This window comes from Kutzneria kofuensis (assembly GCF_014203355.1).
Lineage (GTDB): Bacteria > Actinomycetota > Actinomycetes > Mycobacteriales > Pseudonocardiaceae > Kutzneria > Kutzneria kofuensis.
Genome location: NZ_JACHIR010000001.1, coordinates 1,687,731 through 1,711,919, shown reverse-complemented (window position 1 = coordinate 1,711,919; position 24,189 = coordinate 1,687,731). Strand labels below are relative to the sequence as shown.

General features: G+C 70.5%; 23 protein-coding genes. 14 read left to right on the top strand and 9 right to left on the bottom strand.

Annotation, left to right across the window (positions count from 1 at the left end; genetic code table 11):
• Both BJ998_RS07765 and BJ998_RS07760 read right to left on the bottom strand, forming a co-directional pair.
• Positions 1 to 2,682, bottom strand: coding sequence for an ATP-binding protein (locus tag BJ998_RS07765; protein WP_184859808.1), 2,682 nt, complete (start codon positions 2,680 to 2,682; stop codon positions 1 to 3).
• Between the two features lie 7 nt (positions 2,683 to 2,689).
• Positions 2,690 to 3,292: a TetR/AcrR family transcriptional regulator C-terminal domain-containing protein gene (locus tag BJ998_RS07760; protein ID WP_184859806.1), complete on the bottom strand. Its 603-nt coding sequence runs from the start codon at positions 3,290 to 3,292 to the stop codon at positions 2,690 to 2,692.
• Positions 3,293 to 3,386: 94 nt separating this feature from the next.
• Between BJ998_RS07760 and BJ998_RS07755 the strand changes: the two genes are divergently transcribed.
• A complete protein-coding gene (locus tag BJ998_RS07755; protein WP_184859804.1) occupies positions 3,387 to 4,520 on the top strand; it encodes a nucleotide disphospho-sugar-binding domain-containing protein in 1,134 nt (377 codons plus the stop codon).
• 47 nt (positions 4,521 to 4,567) lie between these two features.
• Positions 4,568 to 5,143: a MarR family winged helix-turn-helix transcriptional regulator gene (locus BJ998_RS07750; protein WP_184859802.1), complete on the top strand. Its 576-nt coding sequence runs from the start codon at positions 4,568 to 4,570 to the stop codon at positions 5,141 to 5,143.
• 81 nt (positions 5,144 to 5,224) lie between these two features.
• On the opposite strand, the gene BJ998_RS07745 is transcribed toward BJ998_RS07750, so the two are convergent.
• The 4 genes from BJ998_RS07745 to BJ998_RS07730 form a co-directional block, all read right to left on the bottom strand.
• The gene (locus tag BJ998_RS07745; protein WP_184859800.1) at positions 5,225 to 6,070 is read right to left on the bottom strand and encodes a fumarylacetoacetate hydrolase family protein; all 846 of its coding nucleotides are present in this window, start codon (positions 6,068 to 6,070) and stop codon (positions 5,225 to 5,227) included.
• On the bottom strand, positions 6,067 to 6,942 hold the full coding sequence (locus tag BJ998_RS07740; RefSeq protein ID WP_184859798.1) for a 3,4-dihydroxyphenylacetate 2,3-dioxygenase: 876 nt from the start codon (positions 6,940 to 6,942) through the stop codon (positions 6,067 to 6,069). The genes BJ998_RS07745 and BJ998_RS07740 overlap by 4 nt, the downstream gene beginning before the upstream one ends.
• On the bottom strand, positions 6,935 to 8,371 hold the full coding sequence (locus tag BJ998_RS07735) for an aldehyde dehydrogenase (protein WP_184859796.1): 1,437 nt from the start codon (positions 8,369 to 8,371) through the stop codon (positions 6,935 to 6,937). Before BJ998_RS07735 ends, BJ998_RS07740 begins: the two co-directional genes overlap by 8 nt.
• A gap of 115 nt (positions 8,372 to 8,486) precedes the next feature.
• Positions 8,487 to 9,263 carry an acetoacetate decarboxylase family protein gene (locus BJ998_RS07730; protein ID WP_184859794.1) on the bottom strand — a complete coding sequence of 259 codons (777 nt, stop codon included), beginning with the start codon at positions 9,261 to 9,263 and terminating at the stop codon, positions 8,487 to 8,489.
• Between the two features lie 99 nt (positions 9,264 to 9,362).
• On the opposite strand from BJ998_RS07730, the gene BJ998_RS07725 reads away from it, so the two are divergent.
• Genes BJ998_RS07725 through BJ998_RS07715 form a run of 3 tightly spaced genes read left to right on the top strand, consistent with a single transcriptional unit; the run spans position 9,363 to position 13,528 of the window.
• Positions 9,363 to 10,679, top strand: coding sequence for a glutamine synthetase family protein (locus BJ998_RS07725; RefSeq protein ID WP_184859792.1), 1,317 nt, complete (start codon positions 9,363 to 9,365; stop codon positions 10,677 to 10,679).
• Positions 10,663 to 12,024 carry a pyridoxal phosphate-dependent decarboxylase family protein gene (locus BJ998_RS07720; protein WP_184859790.1) on the top strand — a complete coding sequence of 454 codons (1,362 nt, stop codon included), beginning with the start codon at positions 10,663 to 10,665 and terminating at the stop codon, positions 12,022 to 12,024. Before BJ998_RS07725 ends, BJ998_RS07720 begins: the two co-directional genes overlap by 17 nt.
• 10 nt (positions 12,025 to 12,034) lie before the next feature.
• A complete protein-coding gene (locus tag BJ998_RS07715; protein WP_312889980.1) occupies positions 12,035 to 13,528 on the top strand; it encodes a phytoene desaturase family protein in 1,494 nt (497 codons plus the stop codon).
• Between the two features lie 73 nt (positions 13,529 to 13,601).
• Here the strand turns inward: BJ998_RS07715 and BJ998_RS07710 are convergent, their stop codons facing one another.
• Positions 13,602 to 14,192, bottom strand: coding sequence for a lytic polysaccharide monooxygenase auxiliary activity family 9 protein (locus BJ998_RS07710; RefSeq protein ID WP_184859788.1), 591 nt, complete (start codon positions 14,190 to 14,192; stop codon positions 13,602 to 13,604).
• Between the two features lie 113 nt (positions 14,193 to 14,305).
• On the bottom strand, positions 14,306 to 14,890 hold the full coding sequence (locus tag BJ998_RS07705) for a TetR-type transcription factor C-terminal domain-containing protein (RefSeq protein WP_184859786.1): 585 nt from the start codon (positions 14,888 to 14,890) through the stop codon (positions 14,306 to 14,308).
• Between the two features lie 74 nt (positions 14,891 to 14,964).
• Between BJ998_RS07705 and BJ998_RS07700 the strand changes: the two genes are divergently transcribed.
• The gene (locus BJ998_RS07700; RefSeq protein WP_184859784.1) at positions 14,965 to 16,131 is read left to right on the top strand and encodes a thiolase family protein; all 1,167 of its coding nucleotides are present in this window, start codon (positions 14,965 to 14,967) and stop codon (positions 16,129 to 16,131) included.
• A 1-nt stretch (position 16,132) separates the two neighbouring features.
• Positions 16,133 to 16,972 (top strand): 3-hydroxyacyl-CoA dehydrogenase family protein, encoded by an 840-nt coding sequence (locus tag BJ998_RS07695; RefSeq protein WP_312889979.1) that lies wholly within the window; start codon positions 16,133 to 16,135, stop codon positions 16,970 to 16,972.
• On the opposite strand, the gene BJ998_RS07690 is transcribed toward BJ998_RS07695, so the two are convergent.
• Entirely contained in the window at positions 16,973 to 17,764 is a 792-nt protein-coding gene (locus BJ998_RS07690; protein ID WP_184859782.1) for an enoyl-CoA hydratase/isomerase family protein, read from the bottom strand.
• 62 nt (positions 17,765 to 17,826) lie between these two features.
• On the opposite strand from BJ998_RS07690, the gene paaZ reads away from it, so the two are divergent.
• From paaZ to BJ998_RS07655, 7 genes are all read left to right on the top strand, one after another.
• Positions 17,827 to 19,851, top strand: coding sequence for a phenylacetic acid degradation bifunctional protein PaaZ (paaZ, locus tag BJ998_RS07685; protein ID WP_184859780.1), 2,025 nt, complete (start codon positions 17,827 to 17,829; stop codon positions 19,849 to 19,851).
• Positions 19,848 to 20,798: a 1,2-phenylacetyl-CoA epoxidase subunit PaaA gene (gene paaA, locus BJ998_RS07680; RefSeq protein WP_184859778.1), complete on the top strand. Its 951-nt coding sequence runs from the start codon at positions 19,848 to 19,850 to the stop codon at positions 20,796 to 20,798. Before paaZ ends, paaA begins: the two co-directional genes overlap by 4 nt.
• The gene (gene paaB / locus BJ998_RS07675) at positions 20,795 to 21,082 is read left to right on the top strand and encodes a 1,2-phenylacetyl-CoA epoxidase subunit PaaB (protein WP_043717460.1); all 288 of its coding nucleotides are present in this window, start codon (positions 20,795 to 20,797) and stop codon (positions 21,080 to 21,082) included. Before paaA ends, paaB begins: the two co-directional genes overlap by 4 nt.
• A 10-nt stretch (positions 21,083 to 21,092) precedes the next feature.
• Positions 21,093 to 21,938 carry a 1,2-phenylacetyl-CoA epoxidase subunit PaaC gene (paaC, locus tag BJ998_RS07670; RefSeq protein WP_184859776.1) on the top strand — a complete coding sequence of 282 codons (846 nt, stop codon included), beginning with the start codon at positions 21,093 to 21,095 and terminating at the stop codon, positions 21,936 to 21,938.
• Positions 21,932 to 22,423: a 1,2-phenylacetyl-CoA epoxidase subunit PaaD gene (gene paaD, locus BJ998_RS07665; protein WP_184859774.1), complete on the top strand. Its 492-nt coding sequence runs from the start codon at positions 21,932 to 21,934 to the stop codon at positions 22,421 to 22,423. The genes paaC and paaD overlap by 7 nt, the downstream gene beginning before the upstream one ends.
• Positions 22,424 to 23,476: a 1,2-phenylacetyl-CoA epoxidase subunit PaaE gene (gene paaE / locus BJ998_RS07660; protein WP_184859772.1), complete on the top strand. Its 1,053-nt coding sequence runs from the start codon at positions 22,424 to 22,426 to the stop codon at positions 23,474 to 23,476. It begins immediately after the preceding gene.
• 131 nt (positions 23,477 to 23,607) lie between these two features.
• Positions 23,608 to 24,180 (top strand): phosphatase PAP2 family protein, encoded by a 573-nt coding sequence (locus BJ998_RS07655; RefSeq protein WP_184859770.1) that lies wholly within the window; start codon positions 23,608 to 23,610, stop codon positions 24,178 to 24,180.
• The last annotated feature ends 9 nt before the right edge of the window (positions 24,181 to 24,189 follow it).

Below are 24,189 nucleotides of genomic sequence, written 5' to 3'. Positions count from 1 at the left end.
TCAACCCCTGAGCTCCGCCGCTCGTGCCCGGAGGGCGGCGGCCTGTTCCTGGTCGCCGCCGCTTTCGTACCAATCCGCCTGCGCCTCCAACACCAACGCCCGCGCCGGCGCGTCCTTGGTTCGCATCGCCAACTCCACGGCGATCTCGTGCTGGCGGCCGGCTTCCTCCCGGTCGCCGAGGGCGGCCAGCGTCAGCGCGTAGTTGGTGCGGGCGTGCGCCAAGAACTGGTTCGGGGCGTCGGGATGGTCGACCGCCAGCGCCGCCTGGTGCCACTCCAGGGCCTCGTCGAGGCGCCCGCCGAGGCGGGCGAGCTCGGCGAGGGCGTTGCGGATCCGGGTCAGCGACACGGGATCGTCCTCGGGTGCGCTCCGCTCGGCCCGCTCCAGCAGCCGCCGCGCGCCTGCGATGTCGCCGGTGCGGGCCTGCAGCTGCGCCGACTGCACCTGCAGCAGCGTCGGCATGTGCACGCCGAGCGCCAGGGCCTCCGAGACGGACTTCAGCGCGGCCTCGTTCTCGCCGCGACTGGCCAGCGAGATGGACAGGAACATCAGCGCGTAGCTGAGCCCGACCTGATCGCCGAGTTCACGGAAAGCTGTTGCCGCGCGGGTGAAGTGGTGTTCCGCCGTGGCGACACGGCCGTCGCTGATCTCCGAGGCGACGTATCCGTGCAGCAGCTCGCCGGCGGCCCGCCGCCACGGGTCGACGGACTCGCCGAGCCGCTTCGCGATGCCGCTCAGCCTGGCGGTGTTGTCGCCGCTGCGGACGACGACCAGCGCCAGCGTCGCGGGACCGTCCTCCAGGGCCAGCCGGTCCAGCATCTCCTCGGTGGGAGCGCGGAGCAGCCTCGCCTCGTCGGTGTCGATGGTTTCGGCCCAGCGCAAGGGATCCTGCAGTTGGGCGAGCAGCAGCCAGAGCCAGAGGCGGGCCGTGAACATGCGGGGCGACATCGCCAGGTCCAGGTTCGCCCGCTCCGCGGTGAGCCGCGCCAGCCACGTCGCCTGCTCCGGCCCGCGTAGCAACGGTTCCGCGCGCTCGACCAGCTCCGTGTAGTACTCCGTGTGACGTTGCCGGGTTTCGTCACCGTCCAGTTTGGACGCTGCGTACTCCCGGATCGTTTCGAGCAGCCGGTACCGCTCCTCGGTCGCGACGACGAGTGACTTGTCCACCAGGGACGTCAGCTGGTCCAGGGTTCCGTCCGTCACCCGCTCGATCGCTTCCAGCGTCGCCCCGCCGGCGAACACCGACAGTCGGCTCAGCAGTGTGCGTTCCGCGTCGTCGAGCAGGTCCCAGCTCCAGTCGATCACCGCACGGAGCGTGCGGTGCCGCTGCGGCGCGGCCCGGGTCCCCTTGTCCAGCAACCCGATCCGGTCGCCCAGTCGCTCCACGAGCTGCGCCGGCGTGAGCGACCTCGTCCGCGCCGCGGCCAGTTCGATCGCCAACGGCAGGCCGTCCAACGCCCTGCAGATGTCCACTGTGGATTCGTCGGGTCGGAAGTCCGGGCTCACCGCGCGGGCTCGATCGGTGAACAATGTGACGGCTTGGTTGTCCGCCAACGGACGCAGCGGGCACAGCGTCTCGCCGGTGATGCTCAGCGGCTCCCGGCTCGTCGCCAGGATCTTCAGACGGGGGCACCGGGCCAGCAGACCGGCCGCGAAGTCCGCCGCAGCGTCGATCACGTGCTCGCAGTTGTCCAGTACCAGTAGGGAATTCCGGGTGGCCAGGTAGTCACGGGGATGATCCGCCGTGTTCAGGGCCTCCCGGATCGCCGCCGCGACGTCCGTGGTCGGCGCGAGATCGATCAGCCAGACGCCGTCGGGGAACTCCGTCAGCAGCCGCTCCGCCGCCTCGATCGCCAGCCGCGTCTTGCCCGCCCCGCCGGTTCCCGTCAGCGTCACCAGCCGCGCGGCCGCCAACGCCCGCGTCACCTGCTCCAGTTCGAGGTCACGGCCGACGAAGCTGGTCAGCCGGGCCGGCAGGTTGGACCGGGTCGACGTCGTGCGCAGCGCCTGGAGGTGCGCCTCCCGGAGCTCCGGCCCCGGATCCACGCCCAGCTGCTCCGCCAGCAGCTTCCGCACGCGGTCGTACACCGCCAGCGCGTCCGCCTGGCGGCCCTTCGCCGTCAAGGCTCGCATCAGCCTCGCGTGCAGGCCCTCGCGCAGCGGCTGCGCCGCCGCCAGCTCCTCGACCTCGGCGATCACGTCCCGCCGTGCCGCGATGTCCGCGTCGATCCGGGCCTCGACCGCCGTGGCCCGGAGCTCCTCCAGCCGCGCGATCGGCGCGCGGGCGAACTCCGCGTCGCCGACGTCGGCCAGCGGGCAACCCCGCCACAGCTCCAGCGCCTCCCGCGGCCGGCCCTCGGCGATCGCCCGTTCGAACTGCCGCAGGTCGACCTCGACCGGCGGAACCTCCAGCCGGTAGCCGGTCGGGTGCGAGCCGATCGTCGCCCGCCCGATCGCCCGGCGCAGCCTCGCCACCAGCGACTGCAGCGCCGCCCCCGGCTCCGCCGGCGCCGACTCCGGCCACAGGTCGGCGATCAGCCGGTCCGTCGTGACGATCCGGCCCGCGTCCACCGCCAGCCGCACCAGCAGTGTGCGGACCATCGGCCCGCCGACCTCCACGCGCTCGCCGTCCGGTCCGCGCACCTCCAGCTCGCCGAGCACCCCGACCCACACGGCGCCCATTCAACCCTCAAGCCTGGATCAGCGTGGCGGCTTCGGCCTGCATGCCCAGGACGATGGTTCGGACGGAGGCGGCGAAGGTCTCGGCGCTGCTGGGCTGGCCGTCGGCGAAGAACTCCCGCATGGCCGGGCCGGCCGCACTGGTGTCGACGGGGATCTCGGCCGGGGCGGACTGCTCCTGGAGCACGAAGCCGGTGACGTAGCTGGCCATGATGTCGCCCCAGCGCGCGGCCACGACCGCCGGGATGCCCTGCCGGGCGTACTGGGCGAGGACCCGTTCGAGCAGCTCGACCCCCGCCGCGCTGAGGGTGACGTGCGCGGCGACGAGCCGAGCGCCGTCGCGGTGGGCCAGCATGGCGGCGCGCAGCCGGTGGGCGAACTCGACCAGCGCGTCGGGCCAGTCGAGGTCCTCGCCGTCGACCTCGAAGACCGGCCGCACCAGCAGCTCGGTGACGGCGGTGAGCAGCTCCTGCTTGCTCTTGACGTGCCAGTACAGGGCGCCGCGCTGCACGCCGAGCCGGTCGGTGAGCGCGCGTGTGGTGAAGGCGTCCAGCCCCACCTCGTCCAGCAGCTCCAGCGCGGCCTCGACCACCTGTTCCCGTCGCAGCGGCATCCGCTTCCTCTCCTCGCCTCTTGACGGCGGCAGTCTACCCACCGTAGCTTGAGCAGCGCTCAATTGAGCGCCGCTCAAGACGATCAAGGGGGAGATGACCGTGCGAGTGCTGTGCACCGCCGTGCCCGGAAGCGGGCTGTTCCTGCCGACCGTGCCGCTGGCCTGGGCCTTGCGGGCCGCCGGCCACGAGGTGCTGCTGCTCAACAACGGCGACGGGGCCCGCGCGGCCGCCGGCGCCGGCCTGCCGGTGGTGGACCCGCTGCCCGAGCGCGACCTGTGGGCGGAGTTCCTGGCCGCCGTCGCCGGCATGCTCAAGGGGGACGCCGACCGCGAGCCGGAGCGGGGCGGCTTCGGCTGGTTCGGCCAGCACATGATCGACGGCATGCTGCCCGTGGCCCGGGCGTTCCGGCCGGACCTGGTGATCACCACGACCGAGCAGGGCGCCGGCCGGCTGATCGCCGCCGACCTGGGCGTGCCGCTGGTCGAGCAGGGCATCCGGCTGGGCTGGGCCGGCCTGGAGGAGCACGTGGTGACCTCCCGGCGGGACATCGCCGACTACCTGGAGCCGACCCGGCAGCGGCTGGGCCTGCCCGAGGCGCCGGTCGAGCCCGTGGCGACCATCGACGTCCGCCCGCCGAGCATGGGCGGCACCGCCACCGACACCCAGTTCCTGATGCGGTACGTCCCGTACAACGAGTCCCGTGTCGTGCCGGGTTGGGTCGCCCTGCCGCCGGAGCGTCCCCGCGTGTGTCTCACCCTCGGCAGCGTGCTGCCGGCGCTGGGCGGGGTCGGCGTGCTGCGCGGCATCCTGGCCGATCTGTCCACAATGGACATCGAGATCCTGTTGGCGCTCGGCGACATCGACCTCTCCGAGCTGGGGGAGCTGCCGGCCAACGTCCGGCCGCTCGGCTGGATGCCGCTGGGGGCGCTGATGCCGACGTGCGCCGCGATCGTGCATCACGGCGGCTCGGCGACGGTGATGACGCCGCTGGTCCACGGGGTGCCGCAGGTGTCGCTGCCCAAGTTCGCCGACCAGCCGCTCAACGCCAAGCTGATGGCCGATCGCGGGGTCGGGCTGACCGTCGCCGAGCCGGAGCAGGTCGGGGCGGCGCTGGCCCGGGTGCTCGACGACCCCGCGTTCGGCAAGGCCGCCGCCGAGGTGCGGGACGAGATCGCCGAGCAGCCCAGCCCCGCCGCGGTGGTGGCCCGGTTGGCCGAACTGGTCTAGCCGCCGAAGTTCCGGTCCCGAACCGTCCTCGGACTACGCTGGCGGCCGTGACCGGCTACTACACGCTGCGCGAGACCGAGAAGGCCGTCGGCGAGCGCCTCAACGGCCTGCCGATCGACGTCGAGTCGATGATGGCGCTGTCCAACCTGCACCGGACGGCCCTGGTGGTGCGCAACCACTTCGAGCAGTCCGTGCTGCGGGACGTGGACCTCTCGTGGACCGGTTTCGTGGTGCTGTGGGTGGTGTGGATCTGGGGCGACATCGAGACCCGGCACGTGGCCGAGGAGAGCGGCATCTCCAAGGGCACGCTCACGGGCGTCGCGCGGACCCTGGCCAACCGGGGACTGCTGACCCGGACCACGCCCGCCGACGACCGGCGGCTGAGCGTGCTGTCGCTGACCGACCGCGGCAAGGCGCTGATGACCGAGCTGTTCCCGCGCTTCAACGCCGAGGAGGTGTACAGCCTCGAGGGGCTGTCGCAGCGGCGGATCGCGGAGCTGACCCGGGTGCTGCGGCACATGCTCAACCACTTCGAGCAGACCTCGACGGCCCGGCAGGCCGAGGTCCGCCAGCAGGTCCAGTCCAGCTCGCTGCCCACCCTCGCCGCCAACGACGCTTCGTAGCCGTATCCGAGAGTGGAAGGGACCATTCCTCTCACCTAACGCTAGGAATGGTCCTTTCCCAACATCGGGGGTCACGGAGCGTCAGCGGCGAGGCGGGCGGATGCCGCGGAACTCCCAGTCGCCGCCGAGAGCCGTGGAGCGGACCTCCTCCGACTCCGTGGGCTGTGCTCCCACGTCGCTGCGGATGCCTTTCGGGCCGCTGACGATGTGGTTGCGCAGCACGCCGAGCCCGTCCACCTCGACCTCGACGACGTCCCCCGGCTGCACGGGGCGGGAATTGGCCGGCGTCCCGGACAGCAGGACGTCGCCGGGGTGGAGGGTGATGGTCCGCGCGATGTCGGCGACGAGGTAGTGCATGTCCCACTCCATCTCGTCGGTGCTGCCCCGCTGCTTGACCTCCCCGTTGACGCGGGTGGTCAGGGTGCGGCCGCGGAAGTCCCAGTCGGTCACGAGGCCGGGACCCAAGGGGCACAACGTGTCCGATCCCTTCACCCGCAGCATGGAGCCGGCGTCGGTGTCGCGGAAGTCGTGCAGGCCGTAGTCGTTGGCGATGGTGTAGCCGCGGATGTGGTCGCCCGCCTCGTCCGGCGCGATGTTGCGGCAGGTCCGGCCGATCACGATGGCGACCTCGCCCTCGTAGTTCAGCCACCGGCAGCCCTCGGGCCTGACCACCGCCCCGCCGTGGGCGTTCAGCGCCGACGTCGGCTTGTGGAAGTACGTCGGGGCGGCGGGGAGCCTCGCCTGGAACTCCTCGACCCGGCTGCGGTGGTTCAGGTGCACCGCGATGATCTTCGACGGTTCGCAGGGCGGTAGGTGAACTGCACCGTCCAGTTTCACGGATCGCCCGTCCGGGGCGTACAGCTCGTCGCCGTCTCGCGTGACCTCGACGACGGCGCCGTCGAGCAGGATCCTGCGGTACTCCGTCACGTCCATCCCTCGGCCGGGCGGTCGAACCAGATGTGCACCTGTCCGGTGCCGACCGCGTTCTCGTACTCGCTGTACAGCCGCCCCGGCGCCCGCCACGCCCGCTCGCCCAGCGCGCCGGCCATCATCAGGTAGTGCCCGAAACCCGCCTCGGGCTTGAACTTCGCGAACTCCGGCATGGTGTCGAGGATCTTCGCGTGATCGCCGCGGCGGAACCAGTCGATGCGCTGCAGGTCCGCCCGCGCCGCCTCCGGCGTGCGGATGTGCTCGATGCCGGCGGCCTCGTGCTGGCGAAGCTCGCGCAGCGGCCAGAAGGTGTGGCTGAGCGCCCCCGACGCGACCAGCAGCACCTTCCGGTCGCTGTCGGCGATCCCGGCGGCCAGCGCCCGGCCCAGCCGCAGGTTGTCCTCCATGTCGGCGGTCTGGCAGACGCCGATCGACACCCAGCGCTTGCCCGGCACGCCCAGGTAGCGCCACAGGTTCACGGTGGCGTAGTAGATCGGCAGGTACTGGTCGTCGATCGGGGTGATCCAGGTTCCCTGCTTCTCGCCGTGCGCGGCGACGGCCCGCGCCAGCTCCGGGTCGCCCTCGAAGTCGTACGGAATGCGGCACATCCCGCGCGGCAGCTCCTCGGACGTGAACAGGCCGGCCCTTCTCGCGTGCGCGGTCACGACGAACTCGACGGTGGTCGCCCAGTGCGAGTCCAGCACCACCACCGTGTCGTAGTCCAGTCGTTCGAACACCTCCGCGCGCAGCTGTTCCAGGCCGGCGACCAGCGTGAAGTCCCGGCCGCCGTTCAGCTCCCGCCGCTCGTGCTCGGGCAACATGATCGTCGGAACGTGGGAGAGCAGACCCGCGCCGACAACCTCACCCATGCCGCCACCCCTGTCCCGCCGTGACCGTGTTCTTGACGTCGCAATAGAAATCGAAGCTCCAGTTGCCGCCCTCGCGGCCGATGCCGGACTCGCGGCTGCCGCCGAACGGCGCCCGCAGGTCCCGCACGAAGAAGCAGTTCACCCACACCGTGCCGGCGACCAGCTGCTCGGTGACCCGGTTCGCGCGGTCCTCGTCGCCGGTCACCAGGGTCGCCGCCAACCCGAAGCGGGTGCCGTTGGCCATCGTGACGGCATCCTCCTCGCGGCGGAAGGTCTGGACCGTCAGCACCGGGCCGAACACCTCCTCGGTGAGGATTTCGCTGCCCGGCTGGACATCCGCCAGCAGCGTCGGCCGATAGTAGAGGCCGCCGAGGTCGGTGTTCGGGCCGCCGCCGAGCAGCACTCGCGCCCCTTCGGCCTTCGCCCGCCGCACGAACGTGTCCACGCGTTCCAGCTGGCGGCGGTGGACCAGCGGGCCGACGTCCGTCGAAGGATCGCGGGGATCCCCCTGCTTGAGGGCGTCCGCCCTGGTCAGGAAGCCGGCGAGGAACTCGGCGACGATCGACTCCTCGACCAGCAGCCGCACCCCGGCCAGGCACACCTGCCCGGCGTTGTCGTACTGCTCGACGGCCAACTGAACTGCCAAGTCCAGATCGGCGTCGGCGAACACGATCAGCGGCGACTTGCCGCCGAGTTCCAGCGACGCCGGCACCAGGTTGGCCGCGGCGGCCTGGGCGATGGCGCGGCCGGTCGGCACCGAGCCGGTGAAGCTGATCCGGCGCAGCTTCGGGTTGTTCACCAGGTGCTGGCCGGTTTCCACGCCGTAGCCGTTGACCACGTTGAACACGCCGTCCGGCAGGTTCGCCTCGGCGGTGATGTCGGCGAGCAGCGACGCCGTCAGCGGCGACCACTCGGCCGGCTTGAGCACCACCGTGTTGCCCGCGGCCAGGGCCGGCGCGATCTTCCAGCTGGCCAGCATCAGCGGCGCGTTCCAGGGCGTGATCAGCGCGCACACGCCGGCCGGGTCCCAGCTGACGTGGTTGGTGTGGCCTCGGGTGTCGAAGTCGGGGTGGCTGACCTCGTCGACCAGCCAGTCCGCGAAGAAGCGGAAGTTGTGCACCACGCGGGGCATCACGCCGCGCACGTGCGAGCGCAGCAGCGCTCCGTTGTCCGAGGTCTCGACCGCGGCCAGTTCGTCGATCCGCTTCTCGACGCCGTCGGCGATCTTGTGCAGGTATTCGGCGCGTTGCTCGCGGGTGGTTCGGCGCCAGTCCGTGAAGGCCCGTTCCGCCGCGTCGACGGCGAGGTCGACCTCGTAGGGACAGGCCCGGGACACGTGCGCGAGCACCGAGCCGTCGATGGGGGAGATGTCGTCGAAGCGGACCGGCGACGTGACTCGCCTGCCCCCGATCCAGTGGTCGACCATCATGTCTCCGTAATATCGTTTGTATCCAAACGTACGTCGCTCGGTTGGGCCCGTCAACCCGCCCCGACACCCCCGCGAGTCACGCTCTCGGGCACACCGAATGCAGGTTTCGGGCACATCAGGCCAGCACGGTTCCGCCGTTCCAGGTGACACCGACCTGCCGGTAGTAGGCCCCGATGTGCTCGTCCACGGTGAGATCCGCCAACTCCTCGGTCGGTGCCTCGAACAGCCGCAGGTCGGCCCGGGCGGCCCAGGCCTGGCCGCCCTCGAACGACGCCGACTTCGACTCCACCAACTCCGCGTAGCTGTCCGGCTTGCCGGGCTCGATGCTGGGCTGCCAACGGTGGTGCGCCATCGGATGCGCATTGACGAAACCGTTGTGGGGACTGGGTTCGGTCAACTCGATGACGGCCTCGGCGAGTCGGCGGTCGCCGGCGGCGAGGGTGGCGCCGAACCGGGCGCCGGTCTCGAGCCGCGGGGCGGGGCCGAAGGGGTGCGGCCGGGTCTGGTGGATGGAGCCGAACTTCTTGGGATAGCCCTGGTGCACACCGCGCGCGATGGAGAAGTCCTTGTCCACCCAGATGAACACACACCGCGAATAGGTCCGGCCGGCGAACTGGCAGCGCACGACGACAAAGCATTCCTTGTACTGCGAGCGGACCGGGTCGAGCAGCTCCTCGCCGCCGTCGGAACACGCCTGCCAGTCGGCCCAGATGAGTGCGACGGCGCCGGGATCGTCGGCGGCCGGGGTGAGGGGGTCGGGCAGCAGCGCGGCGACCTTGCCCGGATCCGTGCGGTACTCGATGGTGATCAGGTCGCCCGCGTAGTGCCACGGCGGCCCGGCGGTCACCGACGCCCGCCCGGTAGGTGTGCGCGGATGCAGAAAGCCCTTCACGTCCCGCCTCCCCAAGTTCGTTTGGATACGTACGATATCGCTCTTGTTGCCGACCTGTCACGGCGCTATGGTTCGGAATCAAACGACGGAGGGTGGAGGATGGCAGCGCAGGCCGACCGCGTCGTGGCCGAACTGACCGCCAAGGGCGTGGACGTCGTCCGGGTCGCCTTTCCGGACCTGATGGGCACCGAGCGCTCCAAGGAGCTGCTGGTCGAGCAGCTGCCCGCCGCCGTCGAACGAGGCGTCGCCTTCTGCCGCGCCGTCTACCACACCAGCCCGCTCGGCGACACGGTTCCGGTCCCCGGTGGACTGAACGCCGGCCTGCCGGACATGGAGATCATCCCCGACCTCGACACGCTTGCCATGGTGCCGTGGGAACCGGGCGTGGCGACGTGCATCGGCGACCAGCGCGACGGCGGCGAGTCGCCGCGGGCGGTGCTCGGCCGGGTCGTCGCCGGACTCGCCGAGTCCGGGCTGCGTCCGCTGGTCGGCCCCGAACTGGAGTACTACCTGTGCGTGCCGGCCGGGACCGGTTTCGCGCCGTACTCCCCGGAACCCGGCAACATCTACGTCAGCGGCACCCGCGGCGACCCCGACCTGCACCTGATCCGCACCGTCCGACACCTGCGCGACCTCGGGCTCGGCGTGCTCAGCGGCAACCACGAGTACTGCCCGGGCCAGTTCGAGATCAACCTCGCCCACTCCGGCGCGCTGGACTCCGCCGACCGGGCCTTCCGGTTCAAGGCCGCCGTCAAGGATCTGGCCCGGCGCGAGGGCAAGCTCGCGACGTTCATGGCCAAGCCGTTCAACGAGCACGGCGCGTCCGGCTTCCACGTGCACGTGTCGTTCGTCGACGCGGCGGGGGAGAACCTCGGCGCCGACGAGTCCGCCGAGTACGGCATGAGCCCGCTGCTGCGTCACGCCCTGGCCGGCGTGCTCCGGCACGCGCCCGCGCTGACCGCGCTGACCAACCCGACCGTCAACTCCTACAAGCGTTTCGGCCCGGACACGCTCGCGCCGTGGTTGATCGATTGGGGCCTGGACAACCGCAGCGCGATGGTCCGCGTGCCGCCCGAGCGTGGTGCCAACACCCGTGTCGAGGTGCGGCTGCCCGACGCCTCCGCCAACCCGTATCTGGTGCACGCGGGTGTGCTGGCCGCGATGCGGCTCGGCATCGAGGACGGGCTGGAACCCCCTGCGCCGCTTGAGGGTTACGGCTACGACGCCGATCGCACGGCCGTGCTGCCCATGTCGCTCACCGCCGCGCTGGACGCGCTCGACGACGACTCGGCGCTGCAGGCCGTGCTGGGCAAGGACTTCGTGAGCTCGTTCAGCGTGCTCAAGCGGGCCGAGGTCGCCCGGTTCGAGCAGTGGGTGACCGATTGGGAGTTCCGCGAGTATGCCTACCACATCTGAGCAGTTGCGCCCCTGGCTGGACCGGGTGCTGGCCAACCACGAGTCGTGGGCCGCCGAGTTCGGCCAGTTCACGCCGCACGATTCGTTGGCACTCAAGGAAAGCGAGGTCGAGGCCGCGCTCGACGAGCTGGCGTCCCGGCTACGCGACAACTACCCGTTCTTCCATCCCCGGTACGCCGGCCAGATGCTCAAGCCGCCGCACCCGGTGGCGATCGCCGGCTACGCCGCGGCGATGCTGATCAATCCCAACAACCACGCCCTCGACGGTGGTCCCGCCACCGCGAAGATGGAGCGGGAGGTCGTCCGCCAGCTCGCTGAGATGTTCGGCTACGGCGAGCACCTCGGTCACCTGACCTCCAGCGGCACCATCGCCAACCTCGAAGCCCTTCACGTGGCAAGGGAAATGCATCCCGGCCTCGGTGTGGCGTACAGCGCGGACAGTCACTACACGCATTCGCGGATGTGTAAGCTGATCGGCGTGGCCGGTCACGCCGTCCCGGTCGACGGCACTGGCAAGATAGACCTGGATGCCCTGGAGTCCTTGCTCCGTAAGGGAAAGATCGGCACTGTCGTCGTCACCGCCGGCACCACCGGGCTTGGCGTCGTCGACCCCGTGCACGAGGTTGTGGCACTGCGGTCCCGGTACGACTTCCGGATCCACGTCGATGCTGCCTATGGCGGGTTCTTCAGCCTGATTGCCGGCACCGAAGGCATCGATCCCGTGCCATGGCAGGCAATTCGGCACTGTGACTCCATTGTGGTCGATCCGCACAAGCACGGCCTTCAACCCTATGGTTGCGGTGCAGTGCTGTTCGCCGATCCGTCCGTCGGACGCTTCTACGTGCACGATTCCCCGTACACCTACTTCACCTCCGACGAGCTGCATCTCGGGGAGATCAGCCTGGAGTGCTCCCGCCCCGGCGCCGCCGCCGCGGCGCTGTGGCTGACGCTCAAGCTCCTGCCGCTGCGGTCCGACGGTCTCGGCGCCGTGCTCGCCGCCGGCCGCCGCGCCGCCGTCCGGTGGCACGAGCTGATCGGCCAGTCCGATCGACTCGTGCCCTACCAGCGGCCCGAGTTGGACATCGTCACCTATTTCCCCGCCGAGTCGACGCTCTCCGCGATCGACGCCGCGTCCGGGCGGATGCTGCGGGAGGGCATGACCGACAAGGACGATCCGATCTACCTCAGCACGCTGCGGGCCGGCGCCGACGCGTTCGGCATGCGGGGCATCGCCGCCGTCGCCGACGTCGCCGGGGCCCGGGTGCTGCGCAGTGTGTTGATGAAGCCCGAGTCCGAGGGCTATCTGGGTAGGCTGCACGAAAGGGTTGTCGCGCTGGCCGGATAGGAGTCGCCTGGTGGACGTCGTCATCGTCGGTGGTGGGCACAACGGCCTGGTGGCCGCGGCGTACCTGGCTCGGGCCGGGAAGTCCGTGCAGGTCCTGGAGCGGCTCGACTCCGTCGGCGGCGCCGCCGTGTCCTTCCAGGCCTTCCCCGGCGTCGACGTCCGGCTGTCGCGCTACTCGTACCTGGTGAGCCTGTTGCCGCGCAAGGTGATCGACGACCTCGGTCTGCCGATCACCTTGCTCCGCCGCCGGATGTCCTCCTACACGCCCGTCGGCGATCGCGGCCTGCTCATCGACACCGAAGACCCTTCCCGTACTTCTCAGTCCTTCGTGGACCCCGATGACTTCGCCGCCTGGCAACGCTTCTACGCCATGACGGGCCGCGTCGCCCAACGCGTGTTTCCCACTCTCACGGAACCCCTGCCCAGCAAGGCTTCCCTGCGTTCCGTCGTCGACGACGACCAGGCTTGGCACGCCTTGTTCGAGGAGCCCGTCGGCCACGTCATCGAGCGCACCTTCCGTGACGACACCGTCCGCGGCGTTGTGCTCACCGACGCCCTCATCGGCACCTTCGCCTCCGCCGACGACCCTTCACTGCTCCAGAACCGGTGTTTCCTTTACCATGTCATCGGAAACGGCACCGGCGACTGGGATGTCCCTGTCGGCGGCATGGGTTCCGTCACCGCTGCCCTGGAGCACGCCGCCCGCTCCGCCGGCGCCCAGATCCGCACCGGCGCCACCGTCACCTCCATCACCCCCGACGGCGAAGTCCATTACGTCGCCGACGAAACCTCCCATGTCGTGCACGGCGACCACGTCCTGGTCAACGCCTCGCCGGCCGAGCTCTCCCGACTCCTCGGCGAGACCCCTTCACCCGCCGAGGGCGCCCAGCTCAAGGTCAACATGGTCCTCCGCCGCCTGCCCCGCCTCCGCGACACCTCCGTCGACCCCCGCGACGCCTTCGGCGGCACCTTCCACGTCAACGAGAGCTTTTCCCAGCTCGCCAGCGCTTTCGCCGAAGCCTCCGCCGGCCGGATCCCCTCGCTACCCCCTTGCGAGATCTACTGCCACTCCCTCACCGACCCCTCCATCGTCCGCGAACCCGGTGCCCACACCCTCACCCTTTTCGGCCTGCACATGCCCGCGCGCCTCTTCGCCTCCGACAACCCTTCCGCCCGCTCCCAGGCCCTCGCCGCCACCTTGGCTTCCCTCAACCACGTTCTCGCCGAGCCCATCGAGGACTGCCTCTGGCTGGACCCCGCCGGCCGCCCCTGCATCGAAGCCAAAACCCCCGTCGACCTCGAACAGTCCATCGGCCTCCCCGGCGGCCACATCTTCCACCGTGACCTCTCCTGGCCCTACAGCGACGATGCCCCCGGCTCCTGGGGCGTCGAAACCGCCCACCCCCGCATCCTCCTCTGCGGCGCCGGCGCCCAACGCGGCGGCGGCGTCTCCGGCATCCCCGGCCACAACGCCGCCATGAAAATCCTCAGTGCCAAGGGATGACGCCGCCCGCTGTCCAAGTAAGGGGTGGCTCCTGCTCGACGGCAGGGGTGTCGGGCAGGAGCCACTGCCGCCGTCAGAAGGTGACGTCGGCGCAGGAGTAGAACGCGTTGCCGGTGTCGGCGATGTCCCAGACGCCGAGGATGAGGTGGCGGCCGGACTTGCCGGCGGGGAGGGTGCCGGGGATGGAGACGTCACCGGAGGGCCGCTTGCCGCCCCAGTTGGAGACGAGGAAGGGGGCGGGGTCGAGGGCGGCCCGGGTGAGGGGCTTGGTGGGGTCCCAGCCGTTACGGGTGACGAAGTAGCGGAAAGACGTGGTGGCGTGGATGGCGGTGAAGTGCCAGGTGAAGGTGTAGGCGGCCCCGCTGGTGAGCTTGGTGGCGGGCCAGGTGCCGCCGCGAGGGTCGTCGAGCTGGCTGAAGCGGGAGATGCCACCGGCGCAGATCTTGCCGTCGGCGGGCCCGGCCTGGGGGAAGTTCTTGGGACCCTCGACGGACTGGGGCTCGTACTGGATGTCGCCGCAGCCGGTGACGATGCGCTGGGCGCACAGGGAGGAACGGCTGACGGGGTTGGTGGTGTAGCCGTGGGCCTGCGCGGTGCCGGCGAACAGCACGGGCAGGGCGACGGCCAAGGCGGCGAACAGGGGTAAGGCGAACCTCTTGCGCATGAACAACCCCCAGGGGTCGGCAGGGAATCAGGCGCGGCGGCCAAAGTGGTATAGACCACTTGCCGAGGTTCAGTATGGGGCGGCGACGAAAACGGGCGCAACGTCCGATTGGGCTACCGGGTTCGCAACCCGTCGAACGCGATCGTGCACACAGCGTCAGCGATCGAGGCGCCGGAGCGGGGCTTGTACCACTCGATCAGCGAGTTGACCATGCCGAACAGCAGGCGGGCGGTCACGGCGGGGTCAACATCGGGCCGAACATCGCCCTCGGCCTCGGCCTGCTTGACGAGGTCGGTGACGAGCCGGTCGAACTCCTTGCGCCGGGCGACGGCGGCACGTTCGATCTTGGTGTTGCCGCGGGCCCGTAGCAGCAGGGTGACGAAGGGCAGCCGGTCGATGAGCACGCCGACGCTGCCGCGGACAAGATGCTCGAGACGGTCGATGGCGCGCCCGTCCATGCCGTGCGCCTCGTCGGCGACGGCGAACAGGCCGTCCAGCGCCCGGTCCATGGCCAGCCGCAGCAACTCCTCCTTGCTGCTGACGTGGTGGTAGATGGCGGACTTGGTGATGCCGAGCTTGCGCGACAGCTCCTCCATCGAGGTGGCCTCGTAACCGCGCTCGTTGAACACCTTCACCGCGACGGCGAGCAGCGACTCCTGGTCATAGCCGGGCCGACCCCGGCGTGGCGCTGGCTCCACGGTGCCTCCCACCCTTGCGAACTGACCGAATGGCCGGTTAATAATAGCGTGCAGACGCCCGAAGGAGAGCCGCCATGCCGGAAGTGTTCCTCGTCGACGGAGTGCGCACGGCGCAGGGCCGCTACGGCGGCGCGCTGGCCAAGGAGCGCCCGGACGACCTGGCGGCCCTGACGGTCGCGGAGGCGGTCCGCCGCGCCGGCGTGGCCCCGGACGCGATCGACGAGGTGATCCTCGGCGCGGCCAACCAGGCCGGCGAGGACAACCGCAACGTGGCACGGATGGCGGTCCTGCTGGCGGGACTGCCCGACCACGTCCCGGGCTACACGGTGAATCGCCTGTGCGCCAGCGGGTTGACGGCGATCGCCTCGGCGGCGCAGGCGATCCGCGCCGGCGAGGCCGACATCGTGGTCGCCGGCGGCGTGGAGTCGATGACCCGCGCCCCGTGGGTGATGGCGAAGCCGGGTACGCCGTGGGCCCGTCCGGGCGAGGTGAGCGACACGTCGCTGGGCTGGCGATTCACGAATCCCAAGTACGACAAGCAAACCACGCTGTCGATGGGGGAGACCGCGGAGGAGGTCGCGGCGCTGGACGGCATCAGCCGCGAGGACAGCGACGCGTTCGCCCTCCGCAGCCACCAGAGGGCGATCAGGGCCATCGAGGCCGGCCACTTCGCCGACGAGATCATCCCGGTGGGTGACTTCGCCACGGACGAGGGTCCGCGCCCAACGACCACTGTGGACAAACTCGCGTCCCTGAAGCCGGTGTTTCGCAAGGACGGCGTCGTCACGGCCGGCTCCTCGTCACCGCTCTCCGACGGCGCGGCGGCGCTGGTGCTGGCCGGCGAAGACGCCGTTCGCCGACACAACCTGACGCCGAGGGCCAGGGTGATCGCCAGCGCCTCGGCCGGCGTCGCCCCGCACGTGATGGGCCTCGGCCCGGTGCCGGCGACCGAGAAGCTGTTGTCCCGCACCGGGCTGAGCATCGACGACGTGGACGCGATCGAGCTGAACGAGGCGTTCGCGGTGCAGAGCCTGGCGGTGATGCGCCGGCTGAAGCTGGACGAGGAGAAGGTCAACGCCGACGGCGGCGCGATCGCGCTGGGGCATCCGCTCGGCTGCTCCGGCGCGCGACTGGTCGTCACCCTGTTGGGGCGGCTGGAGCGCGAGCGCGGGCGGCGCGGCGTGGCTACGTTGTGCGTGGGGGTCGGTCAGGGCGTGGCGATGCTCGTGGAAAGGGTCTGACGTGCAGATCGGTGTTGTCGGGGGCGGCCGGATGGGGGCCGGCATCGCTCAGGTGTTCGCCGCGGTCGGCGCCGAGGTGACGGTGGTGGAGAGCGACACCATCGCCGCCAAGGCCGCCTTGACGCGGGTCGAGACGGGCCTGCGCCGCGCCGCCGAGCGGGGCAAGCTGGACGGCACGCCGACCCAGGTGCTCTCGCGCATCGACTTCGTCACGGAGATCCCGTCGCTGCCGTCACGGGCCGACCTGGTGGTGGAGGCCGTGCCGGAGGCTCCCGAGCTGAAGGTCCGCGTGCTCACGGCGGTCGAGCTCGCCGTCTCCACGACCACCGTGGTGGCCACCAACACCAGCTCGCTGTCGGTCGCCGAGCTGGGCGCCGTGCTGGTGCATCCGGACCGGTTCCTGGGCATGCACTTCTTCAACCCGGTGCCGGTGTCCAAGCTGGTGGAGATCGTGCTGGGCCCCAACACCTCCGACGCCGTCCGGGACAAGGCACTGGAGTGGGTGCGGCTGCTGGGCAAGGCCGACGTGGTCGTCCGCGACTCGCCGGGCTTCGCCACCAGCCGGTTGGGCGTGATGCTCGGCCTGGAGGCGATCCGGATGCTGGAGGAGGGCGTCGCCGACGCCGAGGCCATCGACCGGGCCATGGAGCTGGGCTACGGCCACCCGATGGGGCCGCTGCGCTCGACCGACCTGGTCGGCCTGGACGTGCGGCTGGCCATCGCGGAGTACCTGGAGCGGACGCTGGGCGACCGGTTCGCCCCGCCGAGGCTGTTGCGGGACAAGGTGGAGCGGGGCGAACTGGGCCGCAAGTCGGGGCAGGGCTTCTACCCCTGGAACTGACTACTTGCCGTGGAAGACGACCGGCTGCTTGGCCAGGAAGGACTCCACGGCCCCCTGATGGTCGGCGGTCAGGCCGAGCCGGGTCTGCGCCGCCGCTTCCGCGGCCAGCACGTCGGCCAGCGGCGGCTGGAAGCTCGCCGCCAAGGCGGCCTTCGCTTCGGCGTACGCAAGCGTCGGCCCCGCCGCGAGCTTCGCCGCCAGGGCTTTGACCTCCCCGAGGAACGACTCGTCCGGCACGATCCGGCCGACCACGCCCCACTCCAGCGCCTGAGCGGCGGTGAAGGGCTGCCCTAGCAGCACGAGTTCGCTGGCCCGGGCCGCGCCGACGGCCCGGGCGAGGGTCGCCGACAGACCGGAGTCGCAGGTCAGTCCGATGCCGGTGAAGGCCGTGGCGAACTTGGCCGATTCGGCGGCGATCCGCAGGTCGCAGGCCAGCGCCAGGCCCAACCCGGCGCCGACACAGGTTCCGTTCACGGCCGCGAGCACCGGCTTGGGCATGCCGGTCAGCGCCAGCACAAGCGGGTTGTAGTGGTCGCCGACCGTGTCCAGCGCGGTGGCGGCGTCCGCCCGCAGCGCGGCGGCGTGCTCGGCAAGGTCTTGACCTGCGCAGAACGCGCGTCCGGAGCCGGTGAGCACGACGGCGCGGACCGAATCGTCGGCGGCGACCTGCCGTACCGCGGCCAGCAGCGCCTGCTTCATCTCCACGGTGAGCGCGTTGCGGCGAGCCTGCGCGTCCAGGGTGATGGTCGCGACAGCTCCGTCGACATCGAGCGACACGGTTTCCCCATCCATGTCCTCACGCTAGCATGTTAACGAACGGACGGTCAGTAATTCGGTCGGGAGAGGTGCTCCAGATGGCTTTGCTGCGCAGCTATGTCAACGGCCGGTGGCACACGCCGACGGTCGACGGCCAGCCGCTGCACGACGCGGTGACCGGCGAGGAGGTGTGCACGATCTCCTCGGCGGGCGTCGACTTCGCCGCCGCGCTCGAGTACGGCCGCCGGGTGGGCGGTCCGGCGCTGCGCGAGCTGACGTTCCACCAGCGCGCCGCCCTGCTCAAGACCGTCGCCTCCATGCTGCGCGAGCACCGCGAGGAGCTGTACACGCTGTCCGCGCGCACCGGCGCCACCAGGACCGACTCGATGGTCGACATCGACGGCGGCATCGGCGTGCTGTTCAGCTACTCCAGCAAGGGCCGCCGCGAGCTGCCCAACGACACCGTCTACGTCGACGGCGACGTCGAGCCGCTCGGCAAGGCCGGCACCTTCCTCGGCCAGCACATCCACACCCCGCTGCGCGGCGTGGCCGTGCAGATCAACGCGTTCAACTTCCCGATGTGGGGCCCGCTGGAGAAGTTCGCGCCCGCCTTCGTCGCCGGCGTGCCGTCGCTGATCAAGCCGGCCAGCCAGACCGCCTACCTGACCGCCCGTCTGGTGGAGCTGATCATCGAGTCCGGGCTGCTGCCGGAGGGCTCGCTGCAGTTCGTCGCCGGCGGGGCCGGCGACCTGCTGGACCACCTCACCGAGCAGGACCTGGTCGGCTTCACCGGTTCCGCGTCGACCGCGCAGCGGCTGCGCGCGCACCCGGTCGTGGTGTCCCGCTCGGTCCGCTTCAACGCCGAGGCCGACTCCCTGAACTGCTCGATCCTCGGCCCGGACGCCCGGCCCGGCACGACCGAGTTCGACCTGTACGTGAAGCAGCTGGTCACCGAGATGACCGTGAAGGCCGGCCAGAAGTGCACCGCCATCCGCCGCGCCTTCGTGCCCGCCGACCTGATGGACGCGGTCGCCGAGGCGGCGTCCGAGCGGCTGGCCAAGGTCAAGGTCGGCAACCCGGCGGCCGAGGGCGTGCGGATGGGCGCGCTGGCCAGCCTGGAGCAGCGGGAGGAGGTCCGGCGTTCGCTGAAGGGCCTGCTGGAGGCCGGTCGGGTCGTGTTCGGCGATGCCGAGAAGGTGGACCTGGTCGACGCTGACGCAACCAGGGGCGCCTTCATGTCACCGGTCCTGCTCCGCGCGGACGACGCCGACCTGCCGCAACCGCACGAGGTGGAGGCGTTCGGCCCGGTCAGCACGCTGCTGCCCTACACCTCGACCGAGCAGGTCGTCGACCTGGCGGTGCGTGGCCAGGGCAGCCTGGTCGGCTCGATCGTCACCGCCGACGCCGACTTCGCCCGTGACGTCGTGCTCGGCGTCGCCCCGTGGCACGGCCGCCTGCTGGTGCTGGACGCCGACGACGCCAAGGAGTCCACCGGCCACGGCTCGCCGCTGCCGATGCTCGTGCACGGTGGCCCCGGCCGTGCCGGCGGCGGCGAGGAGATGGGCGGCATCCGCGGCGTGCTGCACCACATGCAGCGCACCGCCGTCCAGGCCAGCCCGAAGGTGCTCAGCAAGGTCACCAACCGCTGGGTGGCCGGCGCCGACCGCAACGACGACGGTGTGCACCCGTTCCGGAAGTCGTTGGCGGAGCTGAAGATCGGCGACACGGTGGTGGCCGGACCGCGGCCCGTGACGCTGGCGGACATCGAGCACTTCGCCGAGTTCACCGGCGACACCTTCTACGCGCACATGGACGAGGAAGCGGCCAAGGCCAACCCGTTCTTCGACGGCCGGGTGGCGCACGGCTACCTGATCGTCTCGTTCGCCGCCGGCCTGTTCGTGTCGCCGGAGCCCGGACCGGTGCTGGCCAACTACGGCCTGGAGAACCTGCGCTTCCTGACGCCGGTGAATCCCGGCGACGAGCTGACCGTGACGTTGACCGCCAAGCAGATCACCCCGCGCGAGGCCAACGACTACGGCGAGGTCCGCTGGGACGCGGACGTGACCAACCAGAACGGCGACTCGGTCGCCAAGTACGACGTGTTGACGCTGGTGGCGAAATGAGCGAGCTGGAGCGGCACTTCGAGGCGACCATCGCGGCCGATCACCGGATCGAGCCGCGGGACTGGGTGCCCGAGGGCTACCGCAAGACGATGGTCCGGCAGATCGCGCAGCACGCGCACTCGGAGATCATCGGCATGCAGCCGGAGGGCAACTGGATCACCCGCGCGCCGTCGTTGCGGCGCAAGGCGATCCTGCTGGCCAAGGTGCAGGACGAGGCCGGGCACGGGCTGTACCTGTACTCGGCGGCGGAGACGCTGGGCGCGGACCGCGGCGAGCTGACCGAGATGCTGATCTCCGGCCGGCAGAAGTACTCGTCGATCTTCAACTACCCGACGCTGACCTTCGCCGACGTGGGCGTGATCGGCTGGCTGGTGGACGGCGCGGCGATCTGCAACCAGGTTCCGTTGTGCCGCAGCTCCTACGGCCCGTACGCGCGGGCGATGATCCGCATCTGCAAGGAGGAGTCCTTCCACCAGCGGCAGGGCTACGAGCTGCTGCTGACGCTGATGCGGGGCACCCAGGCGCAGCGGGACATGGTGCAGGACGCGGTGAACCGGTGGTGGTGGCCGTCGCTGATGATGTTCGGGCCGCCGGACGACGCGTCGCCGAACACGGCGCAGTCGATGGCGTGGAAGATCAAGCGGCACACCAACGACGAGCTGCGCCAGCGGTTCGTGGACATGAGCGTTCCTCAGGCCGAGAAGCTCGGGGTGACGCTGCCGGATCCGCTGCTGAAGTGGAACGCCGAGCGGAACCACTACGACTTCGGGCCGATCGACTGGGACGAGCTCAAGCGCGTGATCTCCGGTGACGGGCCGTGCAACAAGGAGCGGATCGCCAACCGGCGCCGGGCGCACGAGGACGGCGAATGGGTTCGCGAGGCCGCGCTCGCCCACGCGGCGAAGCGGGCGGATGGGAATCGGGCCGGGAAGGCGACGGTGGCATGAGCAGGAACAGTTGGCCGCTGTACGAGGTTTTCGTGCGGGGCAAGCGGGGGCTGAACCACGTGCACGTCGGTTCGCTGCACGCCGCCGACGACGAGATGGCCGTTCGGCACGCCCGGGACCTCTACACCCGGCGCAACGAGGGCGTGAGCATCTGGGTCGTGAAGGCCGCGGACATCACCGCGTCCAGTCCGGACGAGAAGGACCCCTTCTTCGAGCCCAGCGGCGACAAGGTGTACCGGCACCCGACGTTCTACGAGATCCCCGACGACGTCCCCCACATGTGAGCAGGCGGCCATGTTCGACAACGCCTATGAGGCACTGAGTTCCGAGGGCGACGCCCGCTGGGCGTTCGGCACCGGCTTCGCCGACCCGCTGTCCGGTGTGGACACGACCGTTCCGTCCGATGTGGACGCCGACCGGCTGGCGGCGTACTCCCTGATGCTGGCCGACGATGCTCTGGTGATGTCGCACCGGTTGCAGGAGTGGTGCACGCGGGCGCCGGAGCTGGAGGACGAGGTCGCTCTGGCCAACATCGGGCTGGACCTGTTGGGGCAGGCCCGGTTGCTGCTGACGCGGGCCGGAAAGGCCGACGGCACCGAGCGTTCCGACGACGACTTCGCGTTCCTGCGGGATGCGCCGGACTTCCGGAACGTGCGGCTGGTGGAGCTGCCGAACGGCGACTTCGCGTTCTCCATGGCCCGGCTGCTGGTGTTCAGCACGTGGCGGCTGGCTCTGCTGCAGCGCCTGGTGTCGGCGGCGGATCCGGTGTTGGCGGCGATCGCGGCCAAGGGCGTCAAGGAGGTCACGTATCACCGTGACTACGCCGCGCAGTGGGTCGTGCGGCTGGGCGACGGCACGGACTTGTCGCACCAGAGGATGCAGGAGGGGATCGACGCCGTCTGGCCGTATGTCGGCGAGTTGTTCGCCGGACATCCGTCGGAGATGGTCGACCCGGCCTCGGTTCGGGACGAGTTCGACGCCGTGATCGCGCAGGTGCTGGACGCCTCGGGGTTGCATTTGCCGGAATCCGTCGGCGTGGCCGAGGTTCTGGGCCGCGACGGTTCGCACACCGAGGCGCTGGCGGAGATGCTGGCCGAGATGCAGAGCGTGGCGCGGGCGCATCCGGGTGCGACATGGTGACCGCACAGGCCGTCGCCGAGACCGTGACGGATCCCGAGCTGCCGATGCTGACGCTGGCGGAGCTGGGTGTGCTGCGGTCCGTCGAGGACAACGGGGATCGGGTCGTCGTGGCCATCACGCCGACCTACACCGGTTGCCCCGCAATGGATGCCATGCGCGACGACCTCGACCACCGGCTGCGTTCGGCCGGCTATCGGGACGTGGAGATCAAGGTCGTGCTGGAGCCGGCATGGACGACCGACTGGATCACCGAGTCCGGCCGGCGCAAGCTCGCCGAGGCCGGCATCGCCCCGCCGGGGCCGGCGCCCAAGCGGGCGTCCGGACCGATTCCGTTGACACTGGGACCGTCCGTGCGGACGGTGTCCTGCCCGCGGTGCGGAAGTGCCGACACCGTCGAGGTTTCCGGGTTCAGCGCGACCGCCTGCAAGGCGCTGTGGCGGTGCCGGTCCTGCGCGGAACCTTTCGAGCACGTCAAGGAGATCTGAGTGGCCACCACGTTTCACGCGCTCACGGTGTCCGATGTGGAGCGACTGTGCGACGATGCCGTCGCCGTCACGTTCGACGTGCCCGACGAGTTGACGGAGTTGTACGCGTTCAAGCCCGGTCAGTCGCTGACGCTGCGCCGGGAGATCGACGGCCTCGAGGCGCGTCGGTCGTACTCGATCTGCGCCCCGGCGGGTTCGAAGCCGCGGATCGGCGTGCGTGAGGTGCCCGGCGGCTCCTTCTCGCCGTGGCTGGTGCGCGAGGTCCGTCCCGGCGACCGGATCGAGGTGCTGCCGCCGACCGGTTCCTTCAGCCCCGACCTCGACGTGCCGGGTCACCACGTGCTGATCGCCGCCGGCAGCGGCATCACGCCGATCCTGTCCATCGCGTCGTCCGTGCTGCGCAAGTCGTCGGCGACGTTGCTGTACGGGAACCGGCGCACCGACACGGTGATGTTCGCCGACGAGCTGGCCGACCTGAAGGACGCCAACCGGGAGAACCTCGACCTCGTGCACGTGCTGTCCCGTGAGCCGCGGGAGGCCGAGTTGTTCAGCGGCCGGCTCGACGCCGACAAGCTGCGGGCTTTGCTGCCGGCACTGCTGGACGTCGCCGAGGTCGATCACTGGTGGCTGTGCGGGCCGTACGGCATGGTCACCGACGCTCAGACCGTGCTGGCCGAGCTCGGGGTGCCGCGGGAGCGGGTGCACCAGGAGCTGTTCTTCGTCGACGATCTGCCGCCGGAGCCCGTGCGGCACACCGAACCCGGCGTCGAGGGCCCCAGTTCCGCCGTGAAGGTTCAGCTCGACGGGCGCACCACCGACGTCACTCTGCCGCGTGACGTCACCATCCTTGAAGGCGCTCAGCGGGTCCGCCCCGACCTGCCGTTCGCGTGCAAGGGCGGCGTGTGCGGCACCTGCCGGGCCAGGGTGGTGTGCGGCGAGGTCGACATGCGCCGCAACTTCGCCCTGGAACCGGCCGAGGTCGCCGCCGGCTTCGTGCTCACCTGCCAGAGCTTCCCGGCGTCCGACCACATCGAGATCGACTTCGACGCCTGAAGCCCCGGCGAGTCACGCTCTCGGACACACCGAATGTCACTGTCCGGCCCACCCGATCGTGTGGACCGGAAACCCACATTCGGTGTGCCTGAGAGCGTGACTCGCGGGGGTTCAGTGTCGATCATGGTGGGGTGAGGCTCGCCAAGGCGGTCAGTGACGTGCTGGACCCGAAGAACGTGGTGGTGGCGGGGCTGGTGCTGATCGGGTGGCGCACGGGCGGGCCGACCGGGCTGGCCTGGGCGTTGCTGGCGGTGGTGTTCGCGGGAGTGGTGCCGGGAGTGGTGATCCGGCTCGGCATCGCCCGGGGTAGCTGGCACGACCCGCACGTCCGCACCAGGCAGGCCCGTCTGGTGGTGATCCCGCTGGTGATGGTGTCGGTGGGCGGCTGCGTCGTGCTGTTCGCGGTGCTGGGGGCGCCGCCGATCCTGGTGGGAGCGCTGATCGCGATGTTGACGGTGCTGGTCCCACTCTTCCTGGTGACGCTGGCGTGGAAGGTGAGCGTGCACGCGGCGGTGGGCAGCGGCGCGGTGACGGCATTCATGGCACTGCTGAGCCCGTGGTGGGTGTTGGGGTTCGGCGCGGTGGTGGCGGTCGGCTGGTCCCGGGTGGTGCTGCGGGAGCACACGATCGCTCAGACAATTGTCGGCGCGCTGATCGGCGTGGTGGCGACGAGTTCGGCGATCCTCCTGCTTGGACAGTGGTGAGGCATTACA

Excerpts from the sequence above, each read along its gene's own strand:
- BJ998_RS07765 (WP_184859808.1), bottom strand. The coding sequence starts at position 2,682 with ATGGGCGCCGTGTGGGTCGGGGTGCTCGGCGAGCTGGAGGTGCGCGGA.
- BJ998_RS07760 (WP_184859806.1), bottom strand. The coding sequence starts at position 3,292 with ATGCCGCTGCGACGGGAACAGGTGGTCGAGGCCGCGCTGGAGCTGCTG.
- BJ998_RS07755 (WP_184859804.1), top strand. The coding sequence starts at position 3,387 with ATGACCGTGCGAGTGCTGTGCACCGCCGTGCCCGGAAGCGGGCTGTTC.
- BJ998_RS07740 (WP_184859798.1), bottom strand. The coding sequence starts at position 6,942 with ATGGGTGAGGTTGTCGGCGCGGGTCTGCTCTCCCACGTTCCGACGATC.
- BJ998_RS07735 (WP_184859796.1), bottom strand. The coding sequence starts at position 8,371 with ATGATGGTCGACCACTGGATCGGGGGCAGGCGAGTCACGTCGCCGGTC.
- BJ998_RS07725 (WP_184859792.1), top strand. The coding sequence starts at position 9,363 with ATGGCAGCGCAGGCCGACCGCGTCGTGGCCGAACTGACCGCCAAGGGC.
- BJ998_RS07720 (WP_184859790.1), top strand. The coding sequence starts at position 10,663 with ATGCCTACCACATCTGAGCAGTTGCGCCCCTGGCTGGACCGGGTGCTG.
- BJ998_RS07710 (WP_184859788.1), bottom strand. The coding sequence starts at position 14,192 with ATGCGCAAGAGGTTCGCCTTACCCCTGTTCGCCGCCTTGGCCGTCGCC.
- BJ998_RS07700 (WP_184859784.1), top strand. The coding sequence starts at position 14,965 with ATGCCGGAAGTGTTCCTCGTCGACGGAGTGCGCACGGCGCAGGGCCGC.
- BJ998_RS07690 (WP_184859782.1), bottom strand. The coding sequence starts at position 17,764 with ATGGATGGGGAAACCGTGTCGCTCGATGTCGACGGAGCTGTCGCGACC.
- paaZ (WP_184859780.1), top strand. The coding sequence starts at position 17,827 with ATGGCTTTGCTGCGCAGCTATGTCAACGGCCGGTGGCACACGCCGACG.
- paaA (WP_184859778.1), top strand. The coding sequence starts at position 19,848 with ATGAGCGAGCTGGAGCGGCACTTCGAGGCGACCATCGCGGCCGATCAC.
- paaB (WP_043717460.1), top strand. The coding sequence starts at position 20,795 with ATGAGCAGGAACAGTTGGCCGCTGTACGAGGTTTTCGTGCGGGGCAAG.
- paaC (WP_184859776.1), top strand. The coding sequence starts at position 21,093 with ATGTTCGACAACGCCTATGAGGCACTGAGTTCCGAGGGCGACGCCCGC.
- paaD (WP_184859774.1), top strand. The coding sequence starts at position 21,932 with ATGGTGACCGCACAGGCCGTCGCCGAGACCGTGACGGATCCCGAGCTG.